Origin of the sequence: Dactylosporangium sp. NPDC049525, from assembly GCF_040676755.1 — a bacterium.
GTDB lineage: Bacteria > Actinomycetota > Actinomycetes > Mycobacteriales > Micromonosporaceae > Dactylosporangium.
This window is the reverse complement of sequence record NZ_JBFAPO010000027.1, coordinates 116,095-136,703: the sequence shown is the minus strand read 5'-3', so window position 1 is coordinate 136,703 and position 20,609 is coordinate 116,095. Positions and strand designations below refer to the sequence as shown.

12 protein-coding genes and 1 pseudogene are annotated in these 20,609 nt (G+C 73.1%); 2 read left to right on the top strand and 11 right to left on the bottom strand.

Annotated features, from left to right (window positions below; translation table 11 throughout):
- The 11 genes and pseudogenes from AB0K00_RS32615 to AB0K00_RS32565 form a co-directional block, all read right to left on the bottom strand.
- A pseudogene (locus AB0K00_RS32615) lies at positions 1-200 on the bottom strand (alpha-L-arabinofuranosidase); the annotation flags it as partial.
- Positions 201-286: 86 nt separating this feature from the next.
- Positions 287-1,132 (bottom strand): chlorophyllase, encoded by an 846-nt coding sequence (locus tag AB0K00_RS32610; RefSeq protein WP_363528228.1) that lies wholly within the window; start codon positions 1,130-1,132, stop codon positions 287-289.
- A gap of 117 nt (positions 1,133-1,249) precedes the next feature.
- Positions 1,250-1,615 (bottom strand): nuclear transport factor 2 family protein, encoded by a 366-nt coding sequence (locus AB0K00_RS32605; protein ID WP_363528225.1) that lies wholly within the window; start codon positions 1,613-1,615, stop codon positions 1,250-1,252.
- Positions 1,616-1,661: 46 nt separating this feature from the next.
- Positions 1,662-5,435, bottom strand: a complete 3,774-nt coding sequence (locus tag AB0K00_RS32600) for an SDR family NAD(P)-dependent oxidoreductase (protein ID WP_363528222.1) — start codon at positions 5,433-5,435, stop codon at positions 1,662-1,664.
- On the bottom strand, positions 5,432-6,232 hold the full coding sequence (locus AB0K00_RS32595; protein WP_363528219.1) for an alpha/beta fold hydrolase: 801 nt from the start codon (positions 6,230-6,232) through the stop codon (positions 5,432-5,434). The genes AB0K00_RS32600 and AB0K00_RS32595 overlap by 4 nt, the downstream gene beginning before the upstream one ends.
- A gap of 85 nt (positions 6,233-6,317) precedes the next feature.
- The gene (locus tag AB0K00_RS32590; protein ID WP_363528216.1) at positions 6,318-9,626 is read right to left on the bottom strand and encodes an amino acid adenylation domain-containing protein; all 3,309 of its coding nucleotides are present in this window, start codon (positions 9,624-9,626) and stop codon (positions 6,318-6,320) included.
- A gap of 158 nt (positions 9,627-9,784) precedes the next feature.
- On the bottom strand, positions 9,785-10,528 hold the full coding sequence (locus AB0K00_RS32585) for a thioesterase domain-containing protein (RefSeq protein ID WP_363528213.1): 744 nt from the start codon (positions 10,526-10,528) through the stop codon (positions 9,785-9,787).
- Positions 10,525-11,574, bottom strand: a complete 1,050-nt coding sequence (locus AB0K00_RS32580) for a methyltransferase (protein ID WP_363528210.1) — start codon at positions 11,572-11,574, stop codon at positions 10,525-10,527. The genes AB0K00_RS32585 and AB0K00_RS32580 overlap by 4 nt, the downstream gene beginning before the upstream one ends.
- A gap of 1 nt (position 11,575) precedes the next feature.
- A complete protein-coding gene (locus AB0K00_RS32575; protein ID WP_363528207.1) occupies positions 11,576-12,793 on the bottom strand; it encodes a cytochrome P450 in 1,218 nt (405 codons plus the stop codon).
- A 57-nt stretch (positions 12,794-12,850) separates the two neighbouring features.
- The gene (locus AB0K00_RS32570) at positions 12,851-14,788 is read right to left on the bottom strand and encodes a non-ribosomal peptide synthetase (protein WP_363528205.1); all 1,938 of its coding nucleotides are present in this window, start codon (positions 14,786-14,788) and stop codon (positions 12,851-12,853) included.
- A 22-nt stretch (positions 14,789-14,810) separates the two neighbouring features.
- The gene (locus AB0K00_RS32565) at positions 14,811-16,202 is read right to left on the bottom strand and encodes an MFS transporter (RefSeq protein ID WP_363528202.1); all 1,392 of its coding nucleotides are present in this window, start codon (positions 16,200-16,202) and stop codon (positions 14,811-14,813) included.
- 210 nt (positions 16,203-16,412) lie between these two features.
- On the opposite strand from AB0K00_RS32565, the gene AB0K00_RS32560 reads away from it, so the two are divergent.
- Both AB0K00_RS32560 and AB0K00_RS32555 read left to right on the top strand, forming a co-directional pair.
- Positions 16,413-19,805, top strand: coding sequence for a condensation domain-containing protein (locus tag AB0K00_RS32560; protein WP_363528199.1), 3,393 nt, complete (start codon positions 16,413-16,415; stop codon positions 19,803-19,805).
- 328 nt (positions 19,806-20,133) lie between these two features.
- Complete coding sequence (locus AB0K00_RS32555) at positions 20,134-20,604, top strand: hypothetical protein (protein WP_363528197.1); 471 nt, start codon at positions 20,134-20,136, stop codon at positions 20,602-20,604.
- The last annotated feature ends 5 nt before the right edge of the window (positions 20,605-20,609 follow it).

Below are 20,609 nucleotides of genomic sequence, written 5' to 3'. Positions count from 1 at the left end.
AGTTGTCGTACGGCGCGCAGCATGGTGTCCTGCACGACGTCGTCGGTGTCGGGGTGCCCGTCCAGCGCGCGGCGCACGATGGTGTAGGCCAGCGGCAGGCCGCCCGCGACGAGCTCGTCCATGGCCCGCCGGTCCCCGGCCTGGGCCGCGAGCACAAGGTCCGTTTCGTTCGTGCCGGTAGCCGGCAGGGCCTCCCGCATGGTCGTTGACTGTCACCGACGACCGGCCGCCGCGTCAAGCAGCGGCATCGCGACCATCCGACCCCGCCCCGGATAACAGAAACCGGCTACAGATGATCCTCCAGCTTGCCGCGGGTGGCCGCGTCGGCCGGCATCCTGGCCCGTGCCGCCTGGTCGCCCAGCAGCGACCAGCGCAGGAAGTCGGCCGTCACGGCGGCCACCGTGTCGAAGTCGCGGTCCGGTCCGAGGTACGGGTCGAGGTGGTCGCCGTTCGGCAGGTCCAGCAGCGCCTTGGGCCAGGGGAGCGGCTCATACGCCTCGGTGCCGCCCTCGAACTTGACGACGGTGTCCTGCCGGCCGTGGACGAACAGCATCGGCGCCGGGGCGCCCGTGTAGTTCACGCCGAACGGCCACTGGCCGCCGGCGAGGACGATGCCCGCCTTGAGCCGGTCGTCGCGGTGCTTCGTGAACATGCCGACGGTCGTCATGCCGCCCAGCGAGTGTCCCGCCGCGGCGACGGCGCCGCGGTCGATGTGGCCGGACAGCGCGTCGCCGGGCGTGCCGTCAAGCGCAAGGACGGCGGTCAGGACGGCCGCGGTGTCTGCGGGCTGGTTGACGATATCCTTGTCGTCGAGCCGCGTCGACCCGCGAGCCGAGTGCGGAAACGCCGGCGCGGCGACGATGAAACCAGCGGCCGCCCAGATGCGGAACAGGCGCAGATAGTCTTCCGGGCGCCTGGTGTACCCATGGCTGAACAGCACGACCGGGAATCGACCGGCGGACGTCGGGTGGACGAGCAAGGTGGGCAAGGGTCGCTCGGCGCCGTTGTCGACCTGCAGCGTCCGTTCCACGACGGCATCGGCGGACGTGGCGGGCGCCGGCTCCGCACGATCGCATCCGGTGAGCAGGCCGGTCAGGATCGCGCAGGCGAGCAATAGACGGACTGGGCGCACGGCGCAACCTCCAACGGTCGGTGCAGCACCGATCGTGGCATCGTCGAACGCCGAAGGAAAGGCCGCGCCGCCCCGCCCCCGGCCTTCGCGGGGACCGGGGCCGGGCGACCGTCGCGGTCAAACCTCGGTCTGCTGGTGGAACACGCTGCGCCACTCGTCGTCTTCGCGGGCGTAGACGCTGGTGGCCAGCACCTCGAACTTCTGCTTCTCGTCGTCGATCAGCGCGGTCACCGTCGCCTTGTACGTGACGAGCGCGCTGTCCTCGCCGATCTGCACGACCTTCAGGTGGCTCAGATCGGTCTTGAGGAACGGGTTCTCGTTCTTCGTGACGTTCGGGACGATGTCCGCCTTACCGGCGACGCCGTGTTTACTCACGGTCAGGGCATCATCTCGTACGACCCGTTCGTAGAACTTGCCGTCACCTTCGCGGTTGGCGCGCCACATTTCCTTTTCGAGTTGCTTCAGCTCGCTGGCGATTGTCATGTTGGCCCCCTTCCGGTTGGAGGTCGGTTACCCGCAGCCCCATTGACTAAACTGGGGCGGCGATGGTCGCCGCCAGCGCGCGCACCGTCGGCGACTCGTAGAGCGAACCGACGGTGACCGGCGCGCCGAGCCGTTTGCTGAGCGCCTCGGCCAGCTGCAACGCGCGCACCGAGTCACAGCCCAGGCTGAAGAACGAGTCCTCCCGCCCGATCCGCGGGACGGCGAGGATGTCCGCCGCGGCGTCGGCCACGAGCTCCTCGAGGTGCCCTTCGGGTGCGGCGTATCCGGCGCCGCCGGAGCCGATGGCGGCCAGGACCGCCGCCGCGTCGGGGGTGCCGCTGCGGTCCCGTTCGATCCGTGACGTCACCGCCACCCGGGCGAAGATCCCCTGACCGGCGAGGCGCGCCGCGACCGCGGAGCGGACCCGCTGCGGGTCCTCACCGGGTCCGGGCACCACCGCCACGGCGATCGTGCCGCCGCGCAGCTGGTCCGCCGCCAGGAACGGCTTGATCTGCTCGTTCTCCGGGTCCGCGCCGATGAGCAGGTGGACCGCGCCGGCGTGCAGGGCGCCGAGGAGCGCCACCGTGCCGCGGGCCGGGTCGATCAGGGCGAGCCCGCGGTGCCGGGCGGCGGCCACGAGGGGGCTGCCCTGGTTCATGCCCGGCCCGTCCCACATGCTCCAGCCCAGGCTCTGCGCCCGCCGGCCGGCCGCGGCCCAGCGCTGCGCCCAGCCGTCGAGGACCGCGTTGGCAGCCGCGTACGCGCCGAAGCCGGTGCCGCCGAACAGCCCGTTGACGGACGAGAACAGCACGACCGCGGTGTCCGGGCGGGTGGTCAGCAGGCGGTCCACGGCCGCGCAGCCGCCGGCCTTGGGCCGCAGCATCCGCGACAGCCAGTCGGTGGACTCGGCCCGCAGCTCGTGCTCGGACAGCCGCTCCCATTGCGGCGCGACCGGCGCGCCGGCCAGGTGCAGCACCAGGTCCAGGCCGCGGCCCCAGGCGCGTTCGGCCTCGGTCACCTCGCGGGCGAGGGCGTCGGGGTCGGCGACGTCGGCGGTGCGGTAGCGGACCTCGCCGACGGTGGCGAGGATCTCGAGGGCCTCCCGGGACCCGCCGGTGAGTTCCGACGCCGGGGTCCGCCCGACGATCAGCAGCCGGGCCCCGTGCGCGGCGACCAGATGCTCGGCAACGGTCCGTCCGAGACCACCGAGGCCACCGGTGAGCAGGACCGTGCCGCCGCGCGGCAGGACCTCCGTGGGCACGTCGAACGCCTCCGGCAGGACCACGGTGCGCAGCCGCTGCTGCAGCGGTGCCCCGTCGCGCACGGCGATCACGTCGCCGTCGTGGCGCAGTCCGGCGAGCATCGCCAGCTCGTCGTCGCCGGCGTCGGCCGGGGCGTCGATCAGCGCGGTGCGGGCGATCAGCCGCTCCGACGCGGCGGTGCGCACCAGCGCCGTCAGCCCTGCCCGGCCCGGGACCACCAGGTCGCCGTCGGCGGCCCGCGCGGCGCCCCGGGTGAGGACGGTGAGCTCGGCGTCGGGGCGGGTCCGGGCCAGGGCGGCGGCCACGGCGAGGAACTGGGTGAGCACGCCGGTGTCGCCGTCCGCCGGCGCGGACGCCGGATCGCCGGTGGCCACGAACAGCACCTGCGGCACCGAGACCTCAACGGTCGCGGAGGCCACCGCCGGGGACAGCGCCTCGGCGAGCCGGGCGGGGTCGGCGACCTGGGCGTCGACGGCCCGGTCCAGCCAGCCGGCCGGCGACCCGCAGACGTACGCGACCACCGGTCCGGCGGGTCGCGGCTGCAGCGGCGTCCCCGCCGGCTCCCACACGACGGCGAGCGCCGAGATGTCGGAGACGGCGGTGTCCGATGCGGAGGACGACCCAGAGGACGACGCGGGGGAGTCGGCCTCGCCGCCGTAGCAGCGGTCGTCGAACACGCCGCCGCGCCAGCCTTCCAGGAGCCGCTCCCGCTGCACCTTCCCGCCGTTCTGCCGGGGGAACTCCTGTTCCGTCACCGGCACCAGGTACGTCGGGCGCAGCGCCAGGTCACGCGACAGTGCCGTGCGGATGGCGTCGACGACCGCGGGCACGTCGTCGGTGTCGGGCACGAAGAAGACCACGAGGGCGTCGGTGCCGGTGTCCTCGTCGGGCACGCCGGCGACCGCCGAGCACGCCGGGCGTACCCCGGTGACCTGCTCCACCACGGCCTCGATCTCGTGTGCGGGGAAGTTGGCACCGTTGACGATGACCATGTTCTTCTGCCGGCCGGTGAGGAACAGCCGGCCGTCGCGCAGGAACCCGAGGTCGCCGGTGTCGAACCAGCCGTCGGCGGTGAAGCTCTCCGCGTTGGCCTTCTCGTTGTGCGCGTAGCCGTTCTGCACGGTGGTGCCGGAGATGTGCAGCCGGCCGACCCGGCCCTCGGGCAGCACCGCCCCAGCGGGGTCGACGATGCGCAGCGCCACGCCGGGGATCGGCGCGCCGACCTCGGTGACGACGACCGCGCCCGGGGTGCCGGCGGGCAGCGACCGCAGGTTGCCGTCCAGCGACGCGGGCACCAGCGCGATCGTGCCGGCGCCGGGGTCGTCGCGGTGCATGTGGGTGTAGGTCACGCCCGAGGAAGTCTCCGACATGCCCCAGCACGGCACCATGGCGTCGGCCGGGAGGCGGTGCGGGGCGAGCAGTTCCAGGAAGCGGCGGGCGGTGCGGGCGACCACGGCCTCGCCGGCGTTGCAGATGTTGGTCAGGCTGCTCAGGTCCCAGGACCCGGCGGCGATCTCGTCGGCGCGCTGGCACACGAGCGAGAACGCGAAGTTCGGCGCCCACGTACAGGTGGCCTTGAACCGGTCCACGCAGTCCAGCCACAGCAGGGGCCGGCGGATCACCGACTCGGTGCGCACGTTGACGTGCTCGCAGGTGAGGAACACGTCCCGCAGGTTGAACATGATCATGCCGCCGACATGGTCGAGGGGCATCCAGTTGAGCGACACCTCCTCGGAGGTGAAGCCGTTCGCGGCGATCGTGGCGTACGTGCGGGCCACGATCGTGTGGTGGCGGTGCTGGACGCACTTCGGGGTGCCGGTGCTGCCGGAGGTGAGCAGGTTGACGATCAGCGCCTTCGGGTCGGGGACGGTCCACTCGGCGGGGGACTGGTCCGGCAGGGTGCCGGCGTCCAGCACCCGCAGCGCCTCGCCGCCCGGCAGCCGCCCGGCGAGGGACCGCACGCCGTCGAGCAGTCCGGGGTCGGCGATGACCGGCGGCCGGCCCAGCAGCTCCCATGCGGAGGCGAGCTTGCGCACGGCGGCGTTGTCGGTGCTGTACTCCGGTGCGGGCGCGACCGCCGTCGGCATGAAGCCGCCGAGGACGCAGGCCCACCAGGCGGTGACGAAGGTGCGGCTGTCGGCGCACTGCAGCAGCACCGCGTCGCCCGGGGTCAGGTCGTGCCGGCGCAGGCCGCCGAGCATGCGGCGGGCGTCGTCGTACAGCTCGGCGTAGGTCTGCCGGTCGGTGCGGCCGTCGGGCAGCAGGTAGGTGGTGCCGCGGTCGGGGGCGATCCGCGCGGCCCGGGCGAGGGCCTCCGGCAGGGTCGCGACGGCGTCCGGCGGCAGCACCGGGTCCGGCCCGCGGACCAGCGCCGGCCGGTCGCCGGGGATCTCGACGCCGTCGGGGAGGCTGCCGGTGCCCGTCGAGGACGTCCGGCGTGAACTCGGGGCGCGCAGCTTGCGGTCGTAGACGGCGGCGGCGTCCTGGACACCGGCCGCGCCGGCGGCGATCTGGGCGATGGTTGCTGAGGGGATCCGGGCGGCAGCGGTCGTGCTCACGGGGGTGTCCTTCCGTCCATGGCGCTGTCCTTGGTGGCCGATGGCCCGGTGGGCAGCTGCCCGCCGATTTCCCGGGCCGCCGCCGCGGTCAGGCCGACGATGAAGTAGTGGCCGCCCTCGACGGTCACGCCGGTGCGCCCGGCGCTGGTCTGCTCGTCCCAGCCGGCCATGGCGGCCTCGTCGACCGAGCCGGTGGTGCCGCGGACCGTGGTGATCGGGACCGGCAGCGGCGGGCGGGGCCGGTGCCGGTAGTTCTCCCAGAGCGTGAACTGGCTGCGCAGCACCGGCAGCAGGAACTCCAGCAGCTGCGCGTTGCCGGCGACCGCCTCGGGCAGCCCGCCGCGGTCGCGGACCGCCGCGAGCAGCTGGTCGTCGGACAGCTGGTGCAGCGGTGCGGCCGGCGGCGGGGCCTGCGGGGCGGGCTGCTCGCCGACGATCAGCCGCTGCGGCCAGGTGCCGAACCGGTTGCCCATCTCGTGGGCGATCTCGTAGGCGAGCAGGGCGCCGGCGCAGTGGCCGTACAGCGCGTAGGGCATGGTCGTGTACGGCCGCAGCGCGATCGCGCACGCGGTGACCAGCCCGGGGATGCTGGCCGGCGGGTCCTCCCGCGACCGGTCCTCGTGCCCGGGCGGCTGCACGGCGAGGACCTCGACCCAGGACGGCAGTAGGGCCGCCATGCCCTGGTAGACCGACGCGCCGCCGCCGGCGAACGGCAGGCAGATCAGCCGCAGCCGGGCCCCGTCGCGCGGCACCCTGCGGACCCACTGCGAATCCGTGGCAAAAGCGACCCCGCTCATTCCGCCGCCTCCGCTGCGCTCCGGCGTCGGCCTGAGCCAACACTGCGATCCTGATTCGCGGTCTCTGCGCTGCGCTCCGAGCCGCTCATCGAGCGTCCAGCGAGGCGGCGAGCTCGGCGATCTCCTCGTCGCTGCGGCCCTCGACCAGTTCCAGTGCCTCGGCGAGGGCGTCGCGCTGCGAGCCCTGGGTCGAGCTGGCCGCGTCGACCAGTGCAGAGAGGCCGGACACCGTCGGCGTGGCGAAGAACTCGGCGATCGGCACCGCGACCCCGAACACGGCGTTCACCCGCGAGGACAGCTGGATGGCCTGCAGGCTGGTGCCGCCGGCGGCGAAGAAGTTCACGTCGTTGCCGATGCGGGCGCCCAGCAGCGGGGCGAACACCTCCTCGCGCATGGTGCGCTCGGTGGGTGTGCTGTTCTCCTCGTCGGCCTCGGTGAGCTCGTCCACGGCGGCGAACTCCACCGCCGGCAGCTTCCGGCGGTCGATCTTGCCGCTGGGGGTGAGCGGTACCGCATCCAGGGGCACGAGCACCGACGGGACCATGGCCGACGGCAGCCGGCCGGCGACCGCGGACCGGACCGTGTCCAGCTGCAGCTCACCGGCGCGCTCGGGCACCACGTAGGCCATCAGCAGGGCGCCGGTGCGCGGGTCGGTGGCGACCTCGGCCACGGCCTGGGCGACGCCGTCGACCGCCTGCAGCGCGGCCTCCACCTCGCCGAGCTCGATCCGCACGCCGCGGACCTTCACCTGGCGGTCGGCGCGGCCGACGAAGACCAGGTCCCCGGCGTCGTCCCAGACGGCGAGGTCGCCGGTGAGGTACCGGCGGGAGCCGGGCGGGCCGTCCGGGTCGGGGCGGAACCGTTCGGCGGTCAGGTCGGGGCGGCCCAGGTAGCCGCGGGCCACGCCGAGCCCGGCGATGGCCAGCTCACCGATCGCGCCGGCCGGCAGGACCCCGGCGCCGGCGCCGTCGACGACGTACGCGCGGTGGTTGGCCATGGCGCGGCCGATCGGCGGTGAGGACGCCCATTCGCCCTCGCACTTCTTGGCCACGACGGTGACGGTGGTCTCGGTCGGGCCGTAGCCGTTCCAGAACCCGCGGCCGCGGGCCCAGCGGGTGGTCAGCTCACCGGTGAACGCCTCGCCGCCGACGAACGCGATGCGCAGGTCGGGGTAGTTGTCCGGGGTGAGCAGCTCCATGATGGCCGGCGGCAGGTCCACGACGGTGATGTGCTCCTCGCGCAGCACGGCGTCGAGCACGTCGATCGAGCGTCGCTGGTCCTCGTTCATCACGTACAGCGAACAACCGTTGAGCAGCGAGCCGAAGATCTCGAACACCGACACGTCGAAGCCTGGCGAGGCGAAGTGCAGCACCCGGTCGTCCGGGGTGAGGTCGAACATGTCCCGCACGGTGCGCACGAAGTTGGCCGCGTTGCGGTGCTCGACGATGACACCCTTCGGGCGGCCGGTGGAGCCGGAGGTGTAGATGACGTACGCGGCGGAGGCGGGCGGCACGACGGCCGGGGCGCACCGGTGGCAGGCCTCCTCGTCGTCCTCGGTCACGTGCACCGGGTCGGTGCCGACGACCAGCCGCAGCGGCTCCGGCACCCGGCCGGCGGTGCCGGGGGAGACCACGACGGTGCCGGCCTGGGTGTCCTCGAGGATCATCGCCAGCCGCTCGTCGGGCTGGCTGATGTCCAGCGGCACATAGGCGCCGCCGGCCCGCTGCACGCCGAGCGCGGCGGCGATCAGCGCCGGCCCGCGCTCCATCACCACGGGCACCAGATCGCCGAGGCCGACGCCGGCGGCGACGAGCTGGTCGGCGATCCGGCAGGACCAGTTGTCCAGGGTGCGGTAGCTGAGGCTGCCGCCCTGCCAGGCGAGCGCGGTGTGCTCGGGGTCGGCGGCGACGACGCCGGCGAACAGTTCGTGCAGCGTCGTGTCGGCCGGCGCGCCGATCGGCGCGTTCCAGCGCTCCAGCACGTCCGCGCGTTCCTGCCGGGTGCCCAGCGGCGCGTCGCCCAGCGGGCGCTCGGGCTGCGCGCAGAGCACGCCGAGGGTCTGCAGGAAACGCTCCAACAGGCGGGTGGCGGTGGCGCGGCCGTAGAGCGAGGTCGCGAACCGCACGGCCACGGTGGGCCGCTCGCCGCCGCTGACCTCCAGGGCCAGCTCGAAGGTCCCGGCACCGGCGTCGACCTGCTCGCAGCCGATCCGCACGCCGTCCGCCTCGACCGGGGCCGGCGGCGCGCCGGTGTCGGCGAAGCCGATCTGCACCAGGGGCAGCCGCCCGGCGTCCGGCTCGACCCCGAGCGCGTCGAGGATCAGCTTGAACGGCAGGGTGGCGTGCTCGGCGCCGGCCTGCCTCGCGGCGCGCACCTCGGCCACCACGGCGGCGAAGGTGTCGGCCTCGTCCAGCTCGATCCGCAGCGGCACGAGGTTGCCGACGTCGCCGACGAGCCGGTCGGTGTCGTGCGGGCCGGCGACGTCGGTCGGCAGCCCGACGGTGAGGTCGCTGCGGGCGGTGTGCCGGGCGACGACGACCAGGAACGCGGCGAGCAGGACGTCGCCGCGCTCGTGGCCGGCGACCGATTCGGTGGCGGTGAGCAGCTCGGCCGGCAGCGGCACGCGGACCACGTCGCTGCTCAGGTCGAGCAGCCGGGGCCGGGGGCCGTCGGCGGGCAGCTCGGTGCCCTCCCAACCGGCCAGGGCGCCGCGCCAGTATTCGCTCGCGTCGCGGACGCCTTCCTGCTCGCACCACTCGCGCTGCCAGCTCGCGTAGGCGCCGAAGTCGACCGGCTCCTGCTCCCACTGCGGCGCGCCGCCGGCGACCCGGGCGCGGTACGCGACGGCCAGGTCGCGCTGCAGCACCCGGGCCGAGCGCGGGTCCAGCACGATGTAGTGGCTGGTGAGCACCAGCAGGTGCTGCTCGGGGGCGGCCCGCAGCAGCCGGAACCGGGCCATCGGACCGGAGTTGAGGTCCAGGCCGCGGCGCAGCTCGTCCTGCACGACCTCGTCGGCGCGGGCGCGCAGCTTGCCGTCGGGGACGTCCTCCACGTCCAGCCGCAGCTCCGACGGTGCCGGTTGGACGTGCTGGGTGCCCTGCGTGTCGTCGTCGGGGAACGTCGAGCGCAGCACCGTGTGCCGCTGCAGCAGGTCGGTCAGCGCCGCGCGGAGCGCGTCGGTGTCGAGGGGGCCGTCGATCGGGAAGGCGAACCCGAGCCCGTACGCCCGGCTGCTGGGGGCGAACCGGTCGAACAGCCACAGCTGCTCCTGCCGGAACGACAGCGGGGCCGATCGGATCCCCGAGGAGACGCCCTCCAGCCGGGCCAGCAATTCGTCCCGGCGCTCCCCGGGGAGCTGGCGCAGTCGACGAAGCAACTCGCTCTGTTGAGGCATGCCACGGTCCTCCCAGTCAGCGTGCGATTCATTACAGACTATACAGACTTCACAGCATCGGCCATTTGAACCGGTAGATACTCCACAGTCGACACCATGAGGAAGACCCCGGCACCTGGAACGTGCCGGGGTCCGTCGGGGGTACGCGTGCGGGCCGCTCAGCCGAGCTTTCGCTCCAGCAGTTCGAGCAGGTCCGGCGGTGCCTCCAGGAAGGTGTAGTGGGTGCCGGTCAGGATCTCCTTCTCGGTCGGCGCCCACAGCGGCCAGCCGGTCATCAGGTGGTGCGGCACCTCGACGTCGTCGCTCCAGCCGATCGCGGTGATCCGGCCGGGCACGGTGCCGGCCGGGCGCCAGTACACCCGGTTGGCCTCCACGTCGTCCTCCATCACGTCGATGAACAGGTCGACGAGCTCCTCGGCCCGCGCGGCGGCGCCCATCGCGGTCAGCAGCCCGGCGATCTCGGCCCGCAGCCCGGCCTCGTCCAGGCCGAGGAAGCGGCCCCACGGGCCGTCCTGCGGCGCCACCTGACTCGACATGAAGATCTCCCGCGGTCCCGGCAGCCCGCGTTCGCTGGCCTGGATCACCAGCTCGAACGCCGGCAGCGCGCCGCCGCAGTGCCCGAACACCGCATACGGGCGGGCCGTGATGAGGTCTCCGACGTCGTCCAGCATCGCCTTGACCAGATCCTGGTAGGTGCCGAAGTGCGGCTCGCGGATCCGGTTCTCGCGCCCGGGCAGCTGCAGCGGGACCACCTCGGCGGTGCCGATGCCGGCCGGCCAGGGCCGGTACATGGACGCGCCGCAGCCGGAGTACGGCATGCACAGCAGCAGCATCCGCGCGTCGGACGAGGGCTCCCGCAGGAACCAGCGTTTCTGTTCCGGAAGCAGTTCGCCGTCAGTCATGCCTTCTCCCCGATCACCACGCCGTTCGCGCCGGGCGCGTCGAACCGGACCGTGCGGACCCGGACGCAGCCGGCGTCGCGCAGCCAGTCGCCGTACTCGGCCGCCGTGTAGTTGCGGCCCCAGCAGCCGACCAGCATGTTCATGCTCATGAGCGCCGCGTCCACCGGGCCGGACTTGTCGTCGTCCACCAGCAGCTCACTGATCAGCAGGGTGCCGCCGGACGGCAGCGCGTCCAGGCACCCGGCGATGATCTTGCGGTTCTGTGCCTCGTCCCAGTCGTGCAGGATCATCGACAGCAGCACCGCGTCGTGCCCGGACGGCAGCGGGTCGTTGAAGAAGTCCGCCGGCGAGGTGCCGATGCGCTGCGACATGCCGGCGGCGTCGATGCGCTGCTGCGCGAGGCCGCACACGTGCGGCAGGTCCAGCACGGTGCCGTTGAGGCCCGGGTACTGCCGGCACAGCTCGATGAGTGTGGCGCCCGCCCCGCCGCCGACGTCCAGGACGCGGCGCGTGCCGGACAGGTCCACCGCACCGGCCATCCGGCGGGCGGTGAGGGTGGAGAACGTGAAAAGCCCGTCCCAGAAGGACTCCGGCCGGTTGCCCTCCTCGAACATGTTGCGGTCCGGGTCGGGCACCGGCTTGGTCGGCGCGTCGGTGCGCACCGCCTCGGTCGCGCGCAGCCAGCCGGGCGCGGTGTACTTGGCCACCATCTGCACGTAGTCGGCGAAGTAGTCGGGCCGCCCCGGCACCAGGTACCGGTCGGCGACGGCGGCGTTGTGGTAGCGGCCGGCGCGCTGCTCCAGCAACCCCAGCGCGGTGCACGCGGTCAACAGGATCTCCGCCGGCCGCGCGCCGATGCCGAGCCGATCGGCCAGCTCGGCGGCGGTGGCCCCGCCGTCGGCGAGGGTCTCGAACATGCCGGTCTCGATCGCCGCGGTCAGCGTCTGCGACCGCCACAGGCCGGTCGCCAGGTCGATCAGCAGCGTCGGCGGCGGCCCCTGCGCCCCCTCGGAGAGCACGGGCACGGTGTCGGCGTGAACAGTCATCTCAGCGCTCCTCCCCGGTGCGGAAGCGCACCGGCACCTGGTCGAACATGATGTGCCGGCCGTTCTCGAAGTGCAGCTCGCTGGGCCCGTCCAGGTCGAACACCGGCAGCTCAGCGAGCTCGTCCAGCACCGCGGCGAACTCGGCCCGGGCCAGGTGCACGCCCATGCAGTGGTGGATGCCGTGGCCGAAGCTCAGGTGCTGGTGCGAGTTGCCGCGGTCGGGGTTGAACTCGTCGGGCTCCGGGAACTTCTCCGGGTCCCGGTTCGCCGCGTCGAACAGCAGCACCACCCGGGCACCGGCCGGGATGACGGTGCCGGCGACGGCGACCTCGCGGGTCGTGATCCGGGTGAACCGGTCGGTGGGGCACCAGCGGCGCAGCACCTCCTCCGCGACGGCCGCGCGCAGCTGCGGCTCGCGCCGCAACCGCAGCTGCAGCGCCGGATCCCGGCCCAGCGTGTGCACCAGACGGGTGATCGAGTTCATCGTGTTGTCGTGCCCGGCGACGCAGAAGCTGACGATGATCGAGTACAGCTCCTCGTCCGGCAAGGGCTTGCCGTCGCGCTGCATCGCGGCGAGCTTGGCGATGTAGCCGCCGTCGGGCTCGCGCCGCACCCGCTCGATCTCCTCGGCGAGGATGTCGTGGAACGCGGGCCAGAACTTGCTCGCGTCGTTGTCGGTGGAGATGTAGGCCCACATCGTCTTCGTCGCCTCGCGGACCCGGCTGCGGCACGCGTCGGACAGCCCGAACGCGACGCCCAGCACCTCGATCGCGAACGGCTCGGCCAACTCGGCCATCAGGTCGCCGTGGCCACGCTCGGCCACCGGCGCCAGCAGCCGGGCGGCCATCTGGTGCAGCTGCGCGTCCAGCCCGCCGATCGCCTCGCGGGTCACCGGGTCGGCCATCCGGTCCCGGATGTCGCGCTGCTGCGGCGGGTCGTAGTCGATCGGCGAGAACATCGGCATGCCTTCGGCCCGGGGGAAGTGCACGCCGCGGGCCGAGCTGTAGGTCTGCCAGTCGGTGAGGGCGGCGCGCACGTCCTCGTAGCGGGACAGGATCCAGACTCCGCCGTATGCGGGCGACCAGGTCACCCCGCGGTCGCGGATCTCGCTGTTCACCGTCGGTGCGGTCTGTGGAGTGTATTCAGGGTCGTGATGGTCGAACGCGGTCACCAACCTGTCGGTGACGTCCGCGGACTCCATGGTCACGCCAGCATCCATGCCAGCCTCCAAGCCGGGTCCTTGTGGTGGTCGTTTTGGCGGCGGTACGGGGAGCGCTCAGCGTCGCCGCGGGGTGATCGGGGGGAGCGAGGGTGCCGTGGCACCGGTGTCACCGTCCGCCGGGACCAGCTGCGCCAGGCCGCTGACGGTCGGGTCGCTCACCAGGTCGTTCATCTCGATCCTGGTGCCGAGGTCCTGTTCGATGTGGCCCTGCAGCGTGGCCAGCAGCAGCGAGTCGCCGCCGAGCTCCAGGAAGTTGTCGTCCGCGCCGACCCGGTCCACGTGCAGCAGGTCGGCGAACAGCCGGGCCAGGTCGGTCTCCGCCCCGGGTGCGGGCGCCCGCCAGGCGCGCGCGGGCCGGCCGCGGGCCCAGTCCGCCGGCGGCAGCGCGCGGCGGTCGATCTTGTTCGAGGTGTTCAGGGGGAGCTCACCCAGCTGGACGTAGGCGACCGGGACCATCCAGTCCGGCAGCCGCTCCATCGCGTAGTTGCGCAGCTCCAGCGGCGCGACGTCACGGTCGGCGACGAAACAGGCCACGAGCCGGCGCTGGTCGCCGTCCATCGTCGGCACCACCGCGACCTGGCCGACGTCGGGGTGCCGGCCGAGCACCCAGTCGACGTCGCCGAGCTCGACGCGGTGGCCGCGGATCTTCACGATGTCGTCGATGCGGCCGTGGTGCTCCAGGATGCCGTCGGGGCGGAACCGGCCGGCGTCACCGGAGCGGTAGATGCGGCCGCCCGCCGCGCCGAACGGGTTGGGCCGGAACCGGTCCGCGGTCTGCGCCGGATCGCCCAGGTAGCCCAGGCTCAGGCAGTCCGAGTCGATCCACACCTCGCCGATGCCGTCGCCGACCGGGGTCAGCCCGTCGTCCTCGAGGAGGTGGACGGTGACGCCGTCGATCGGGCGGCCGACGGGTGGCGCGGTCTCGCGGTCGGCGCCGGTGGCCGTGGACGGGGTCAGCCGCCGCGGCCAGGGGTGGCAGGAGTTGGCGACCTGGAACGCCTCGAGGCTGCCGTACGACACGGCGACCTCGAACGGCAGGTCCGCCGGCCCCCACCGGTTGAGCCGGTCACCGCCGAGCGTGAGCAGCCGCAGGTCGCACTCGCGGGGCCAGGGCAGGTTCTGCAGCACCTCGCCGACCGGGGTGATCACGAAGCTGAGGGTGATCCGCTCGGCGAGCAGCCAGTCCCGCAGCGCGGGCGGCGACGCGATCACGTCGTGCTCGCCGATCACGATCTGCGCGCCCTGCCAGAGCAGGCCGCCGACCTCGTGGATCGCGATCCCGGCGCCGGCCGCGCCGAGCCAGGAGCCGCGGTCGGCGGCGGTGGTGCCGTTGATGGTGGCGCTGCGGGCGGCGCTGAGCGCCAGCCAGGAGTGCTGCGCCAGCACGATCTTCGCCGCCCCGGTGGAGCCCGAGGTGAACATCGCGTACGCGAGTTCCTCGCGCCGGGCCGCCGGACCGGGGTCCGGCAGGACCTCCCGGGCCGGGACGCCGGCGTCGATGGTCACCACGGGCAGCCCACCGGGGACCGGCGGCGTCGGGTTGCCGCCGGCCGGGCAGGGTGCCACCGGCACCCCGACCGGGACCGGCGGCACCTCCGCCGCGTTCGGGCAATGCGCCCGTGTCGGCTTCAGGGCCACCACGGCGGTGGGGCTCCCCGCCGCGATGGCCCGGTTGAAGCGCTCGACCGGCACGGACGGGTCCAGCGGCATGCAGATACCGCCGGCCTTCAGGCAGCCGAGCATGCCGACCACCCACTCGATCGAGCGGCCCAGGTACATGGCGACCATGTCACCGCGCCGCACCCCCAGGACCGACAGCTCGTGCGCGAGCTGGTTGGCCTGCTGGTTGAGCTCGCCGTAGGTCAGCTCCCGGTCGCCGTGCCGGACGGCGGGCGACTGCGGTGCGGTGCGGGCGAACTCCTCGATCCGGGAGACCAGGGTCGTCGTGCCGGTGGTGTCCCGGACGACCGGGGTGTCCTGCTGGGTGATCATGTCTGTGTTCCCTCCCTGGTCACTACGCGGCCGGAACGACCACTCGCTCGTTCTCCGGGACGTCGTCGATCAGCTTGTGCACCCGGCCCGCGAGGACCCAGCCCACGGCGACCACGGCGAGCGCGGCGGCCAGGTAGAAGGCGGTGACGTTGGTGAACGTCACGGCGATCGCACTGCCCAGCAGCGGTCCGGCGGCGTTCGCGCCCCAGACGAACGGCAGGGCGACCCCGCCGACGCGGCCCATCGCCTGCGGCGGCGTGGCCTTCTGGATCAGCGTCATCACACCGACGTTGCCGACCGGTGTGGTGAACGACGAGATGCCCTGCGAGATGATCAGCAGTGTGACGGCGGTCGCCGTGTTGCCGAACTGCGCGAAGGGCAGCAGCAGGAACGCCACCACCAGCATCGAGTGGGTCAGCAGCAGCGTGCGGCCCATGCCGAGACGCTCGTTGATCTTGCGGGACAGGATCGCGCCGAGGATGACCGGCGTGCCGCCGATACCGAGGACGAGCCCGATCTGCGCGGCGCTGAGGTGCAGGTCCTGGTAGCCGAACACGATGATCATCGCAAGGACCATGGACACGGCCGTGTTGCCGAAGGTGGCCATCAGCGTCAGGTACCGCAGCAGCCGGTTGCCGAAGGTCATCGACACGCCGCCGCGCAGGTCTTTGAGCGTGGCGCCGACACCGCCGGGGCGGGGCTGCGGCGCGGGCTCGCGGAACTTCACGAACATCAGGCTCAGCCCGGCGAACAGATAGGTGACGGCGTCGGCGGTGATCGCCCGTGCCGCGCCGAGCGCGCCGACCAGGGCGCCACCGGCGCTGCGGCCGAAGATGAGCGCGACCGAGCGGCTCAGCTGGGTCTTGGCGTTGCCGTCGACCAGATCCTCCCGCGGCAGCAGCTGCGGCAGGTACGCCTGGTAGGCGAGCTGGAAGACGACGTCGAAGATGCCCTTCAACACCGCCGCCACGTACAGGTGCGTGATCGTCAGCCCGTCCAGCGCCCACAGCAGCGGCAGCGAGCCGAGGATGACGAACCGGGCGAGGTTCGCGACCTGCATCATCATCCGCCGGTTCAGCCGGTCGGTGAGCACCCCCATCACGGGGGCGAGCAGCACGAACGGGATCCACTGCAGCGCGATCAGCAGGCCGACGCCGAGCGCGCCCTCGCCGAACACGAGGACCGCGAGGGACGGCAGGGCGATGACGCTGATCTCACTGCCCAGCAGGCTGATCGACTCGCCGCCCCACACGAGGGCGAAGTCGCGGTTGCGCAGCACCGAGGGCCGGCGCCCGCCGCCGCCGGCGGTGGGTGTCGCGGTGCCGGCGGGGCCGGGCGGCGCTTTGGGGGAGACCCCTGCGGAACGCTCGGCCTGTGTGGTTGCTGTCCTGTTTTGCGAGTTTGTTGAGGTCATGCCCCATGGCTCCTCTGCAGGAATCGTGCGAGACGCTCGTATTCCGGTGTGTGGTCTCTTCGCGTGTCGGCCGAGTCTTCGAGCCACACACCACAACTGCCGACGGCCTCACCGTACAACTGGTCTGCAGACAGCGCATCTTCAGGCCAGCGAAGCCACCCGAACCGGTCACCCCTGCGCAATGACTGCATAGTGAGTTATCGTATCTCCATGAGAGACTTTGAAGACTTCATGCCTCTCGCGGTCATCCAGGAGCACTTCTGGTCCTCGGACGGTTCGGCGGCGGAGCAGGCGCCGCTGACCGAGTGCGTGGCGCTGGCGGTGCCGGCTCCGCTGGACCCGGCAGCCCTGCACACCGCGGTCGGCGCGCTGCTGTCCCGCCACGAGATCCTCCGCAGCGCGATGCGGCTGCACGACGGCGAACCGGGCCAGGTCGTGCTGCCGGTCCCGGACCCGCTGCCGGTGACCGAGCTCGACCTCCCGGCCCGCGACACCGACGCCGACGCCGAGCAGGACCGCGACCGGGAGCTGACCCGGTTCGCCGGTGCGGGCATCGACCCCGCGGCGGGCTGCGGGATCGCGTTCCTGCTGCTGCGCGGCGGCGGCCCGACCCGCGAGGACGTCCTGGCCGTGGCCGTGCACCACATCGTCGCGGACGCCACCACGGTGCGGCTGCTGCTGGCGGAGCTCGCCGCGGACTACGCCGCCGCCCTCGCCGGTGCCCCGTCGCCGGTGCCCGCCCCCGAGCTGCAGTACGGCGACTTCGTCCAGTGGGAGCGCGAGGCGCTGCTGCCGACCGCCCAGGACGCCGACACCACCTGGTGGCAGGAGACCCTGCGGGACGCGCCGACCAGCCTGGACCTGCGCCCGGACCGCCCGCGCCGGCGCATCCGCCGCGGGGTCGGCGGGCGCATCGAGTTCGTCCTGCCCGGTGTCGACGGCGCCGCGCTGCGCCGCACCGCGCGGGAGCTGCCGTGCTCGCCGTACGCGCTGTGCCTGGCCGGATGGGCGGCCACGATCGCCCGCTCCACCGGCCGCGACGACCTGATCCTCGGGGTGCTCGCCGCGAACCGTGGCGTGCCGCAGCTGGAGTCGCTGATCGGGCAGGTCTCCAACACCGTGCCGCTGCGCCTGGACCTCGGCGGCACCCCCGACCTGGCCGAGGCGGTGTCCCGCTGCACGGTGCGGGTCGCGTCCGCGATCGAACACGTCCGGCTGCCCTTCACCCGGATCGTGCACGCCGTGGCCGCCCCGCGTCCGACCGACCGGACCCCGCTCATCCAGCACCTGTTCCTGCCGCGGGTCGACGCCGTCGGCGAGCTGAGCCTCGGTGGGCACCCGGTGCGGGTGCTGGACGTCGAACGCGGCCGCGGCCGGTTCGACACCGTCGCCGAGGTCGAGTTCGCCGGCGAGCAGGTCCGGCTGTGGCTGGAGTACGACGGCGACCTCTACACGCCCGACGGGGTCCGCGCGCTCGTCGACGACTACGCCAGGGTGCTGCGGCAGTGGCTGGACCGGCCCGCGCTGCGCCTGCCCGAGCTGGACCTGCACGCACCCGACCCGGCGCCGATCGGCGCCGGCGCAGGCGACGGCGTCGGCGTGGCGGACGGCGATCCGGCCGAGGAGCTGCGCATCGACCTGCCGGACGGCACGCCCGTCACGCTCACCCTGGACCGCTCCCGCGGGGCGGAGCACTGGCCGGTGCTGGCGGGCCTCGACGGCGCCCGCGCCGAGGACCTGCGCCTGGAGCCCGGCCTGTCGGTGCACCAGCCGGCCGCGCTGCTGCTGGCCGAGGCGCCCACCGGGCTCACCGCCCGCCGAGACGTGCAGGGGCGGCTGGAGATCGTGGCCGGCCTGCCGGCGCCCGCGGTGGACACCGCCGCGCAGGGCACCGGCGCGCAGGACACCCCCGAGACGACCGGGCCGGACCGGCTGCTGGCCCTGGTCCTCGAGATCTGGGCGCAGGCCCTGGAACGGCCCGACATCGCCCCGGCCGACGACTTCTTCGCCTGCGGCGGGCACTCGCTCATGGCCACCCGCCTGGTCGCCGACATCGAAGAGGCGCTCGGGGTGCGGGTCCGGGTGCGGACGCTGTTCGAGAACCCCACCCCCGGCGAGCTGACCGCCAACCTGCGCGCCGCCAACCCGGAGCTGGACGGCATGCTCGAGCTCGTCGCCGACCTGCCCGACCAGCCCGACGGCGCCGAGCCGCACGACGAGACCGCCGCGGAGGAGCCCGGCTCGCCCGACGTCGCGGTGGACGTGCCGCTGCTGTCCGGGCAGCGCCAGCTGTGGCTGGCCGAACAGGCCGACCCCGGCTCGCTCACCCACACCATCCCGCTCGTGCTGGACCTGACCGGGGCATTGCAGCCGGACGCGTTCGCCGCCGCGGTCAACGACGTGGTGGCGCACCAGCCGGGCCTGCGCGGCACGTTCGTCGAGGTCGACGGCCGGCCGGTGCAGCGGATCCAGCCGCACACCGGGATCGACGTGCCGGTGCACGACCTCAGCGGCCTGGACGAGGCCGGGCGCGAGGCGGAGCTGCAGCGGCTCGAGCACGAGATCGCGTACACCGGCTTCGACATCACCCGCGGGCCGCTGCTGCAGGCCCGCGTCGTCCGCCTGGACGCCCAGCGCCACCAGGCCCAGCTGCTGTTCCACCACCTGGTCACCGACGAGGTGTCCATGACGCTGCTGATGCAGGGGCTGGCCACCGCCTACCAGGCCAGGGCGGAGGGCCGGGCCCCGGTCCTGCCCCGGCACGAGGTCGACTTCGCCACCCTGGCCCGCGCCGAGCAGGAGCTGCTGGACGGTCCCGAGGGCGAGCGGCTGCGCCGGTTCTGGGCCCGCGAGCTGGCCGGCGCGCCTGCGCTGCGGCTGGCCACCGATCATCCGCGCGGCGACCGGGCGCGGTTCCGCGGCGAGTTCCTGGAGCGGCCCGTGTCCGCCGCCGCGGCCCGCACGCTGCGGGACCTGGCGACCGCCGGGCGCACCACCCCGTTCACCGTCTTCTGCGCCGCGGTCTCGGTCCTGCTGCACCGGCTCAGCGGCCAGGACGACATCGTGATCGGCATCCCGACCGCGAACCGTACCCAGCGCGGCGCCGAGCAGCTGATCGGCTGCTTCCTCAACGTGATCCCGATCCGGCTGGACCTGTCCGGCAACCCCCGCTTCGACGAGCTGGTGCAGCGGGTGGGTGCGGCCGTGCTACGCGCCTACGAGCACCAGCAGGCGCCGTTCGCCGACATCGTGCAGACCGTCCAGCCGCACCGGGTCACCGGGGTGCACCCGATCTACCAGGTCACCTGCGAGCTGCAGCTGGAGTCGTGGATGCCGGCCAGGTTCGCCGGACTGGACTGCGAATACCGCTTCATCTCCCACGGCACCGCGCGCTACGACATGGCCTTCCACGGGCTGCTGCGCCCCTCCGGGCTGTCCGCCATGCTGGAGCTGAACACGGACCTGTGGGACCACTCGTCCGGCTACCACCGCATCGACGAGGTGCTGGAGCTCATCGATGCGGTCGCCGGGGCGCCCGGCACCCCGATCGGCGAGCTGGCCGGCGCGGGATCGTCCTTATCAGCCGCGTCGAGCCGGGCCTGAGCCACGACCGGCGGCGCGCCAGGTGATGTCGTCACCGAACGGCGCCTGCCGGTCGCTCAGAGTCGGCGAAATTCGTCACTCTGAGTAGGTGCAAGGTTGCAGACTCTGATGTGTCAGCGATTGCGTGTCGGGCCTGCCGACCGCTAAATTCCCAGGTCGGGCGCGGTGCAACGGGGACCGCGTCGTCTTCGGAGTGTCACTCTACGGGTGAACCTTCCAAGATTCGACGGGAGTATAGTATTGGCAGGATGGCTGCGCCACTCGGCGGCACCCGACACGCACTTTTCCCTCGGCCCGCCGAGGCGCGCAACAGAATAAGGCGGTCTCCATGAATACCAATCAGGAGTACGTTGAAACGCATTACACGGTCAAGATCGTGGCCGAGAGCCCGGACGGCGACAAGATGCCCGCGACCATCACCGCCCGCGTCCGCATCAACCAGAACCTCGAGGCGCAGGTCGTCGAGCTGTCCGTGATGGCGCCCGAAGGCGGCGCCCTGCCGACCAACGCCGCGCGTTCGATCGACTTCGACATGCTGGCCCGGTCGCTGAGCAGCGCCGTCGCCGCGACCGTGCTCAGCGGCACGCCCGCCGCGGCCGAGGAGCAGCCGCCCGCCCGCCGCGCCAAGCCCGACCGGCCCTACCGGCGCATGCCCGACCCCGAGCTGGTGGCCGCCGAGCTGCGCCGCACCGGCAGTGTCGGCCAGCTCGCCCGGCACTTCGACGTCCCCCGCTACACCGCCCAGGCGTGGGTGGACCGGCTGCGCCGCAACGGCGTGCTGGAGTTCTTCGACACCTGATCGCC

Bases quoted from the DNA above. Each gene is read 5' to 3' on its own strand.
- AB0K00_RS32565 (WP_363528202.1), bottom strand. From the start codon at position 16,202: ATGACCTCAACAAACTCGCAAAACAGGACAGCAACCACACAGGCCGAG.
- AB0K00_RS32585 (WP_363528213.1), bottom strand. From the start codon at position 10,528: ATGACTGACGGCGAACTGCTTCCGGAACAGAAACGCTGGTTCCTGCGG.
- AB0K00_RS32570 (WP_363528205.1), bottom strand. From the start codon at position 14,788: ATGATCACCCAGCAGGACACCCCGGTCGTCCGGGACACCACCGGCACG.
- AB0K00_RS32605 (WP_363528225.1), bottom strand. From the start codon at position 1,615: ATGACAATCGCCAGCGAGCTGAAGCAACTCGAAAAGGAAATGTGGCGC.
- AB0K00_RS32555 (WP_363528197.1), top strand. From the start codon at position 20,134: ATGAATACCAATCAGGAGTACGTTGAAACGCATTACACGGTCAAGATC.
- AB0K00_RS32580 (WP_363528210.1), bottom strand. From the start codon at position 11,574: ATGACTGTTCACGCCGACACCGTGCCCGTGCTCTCCGAGGGGGCGCAG.
- AB0K00_RS32560 (WP_363528199.1), top strand. From the start codon at position 16,413: ATGAGAGACTTTGAAGACTTCATGCCTCTCGCGGTCATCCAGGAGCAC.
- AB0K00_RS32590 (WP_363528216.1), bottom strand. From the start codon at position 9,626: ATGCCTCAACAGAGCGAGTTGCTTCGTCGACTGCGCCAGCTCCCCGGG.
- AB0K00_RS32595 (WP_363528219.1), bottom strand. From the start codon at position 6,232: ATGAGCGGGGTCGCTTTTGCCACGGATTCGCAGTGGGTCCGCAGGGTG.
- AB0K00_RS32575 (WP_363528207.1), bottom strand. From the start codon at position 12,793: ATGGATGCTGGCGTGACCATGGAGTCCGCGGACGTCACCGACAGGTTG.